The 588-nt window shown below is 42.3% G+C and carries 1 protein-coding gene; it reads left to right on the forward strand.

The features are described from left to right. Positions 1–336 precede the first annotated feature (336 nt). Positions 337–588: MgtC/SapB family protein (locus tag QVO39_RS07200; protein ID WP_288171906.1), on the forward strand; the 252-nt coding region annotated here is incomplete at its 3' end.

Below are 588 nucleotides of genomic sequence, written 5' to 3' on the forward strand. Positions count from 1 at the left end.
CCGAGATGCAACAAAGCAAACGCTTAGTTGCATCTCGGCAAACGCTTTTATATAACACTGAATTTCAATTAGTTATAAAACAGGCCTCTTTAACCCTATTTTAGCCTATTTTTCCACCTTATTTTCGCAGCTAGAAACCCCAAAATGGGAGTGTACCTTGGGTGGTTAAAAAGGATTCGATACTGGATAATCCTCGAAAAGAAGAGACCTACGATAGGCTCCTCTGAGGCGTAAAATCCGTAGCCTAATCGTAGTTATTACGGAATGTGGCAATAAGTTGTTATATTTACAGAAATGTGAAATCCAATAACTAGAAAACTATAATCAAATCAATATATGAGTACACTTGACTTCGCATTGCGCCTATTAGCTGCCATCGGAGCGGGCTTTATCATCGGTTTTGAACGTGAATGGAGGAGCAAGTCAGCGGGATTACGAACCATCACCTTGGTAACCATCGGTGCATCTCTCTATGTGCTTCTCTCCATCATGATTACAGATGCCAAAGGAGGCGACGTATCACGAATTATCGGGCAGGTAGTCACAGGTATCGGCTTCCTCGGTGGCGGTATCATTTTTAAGGAAGGG

The sequence above is a fragment of the Porphyromonas sp. CAG:1061 genome (assembly GCF_000435035.1).
Classification (GTDB): domain Bacteria; phylum Bacteroidota; class Bacteroidia; order Bacteroidales; family Porphyromonadaceae; genus Porphyromonas_A; species Porphyromonas_A somerae.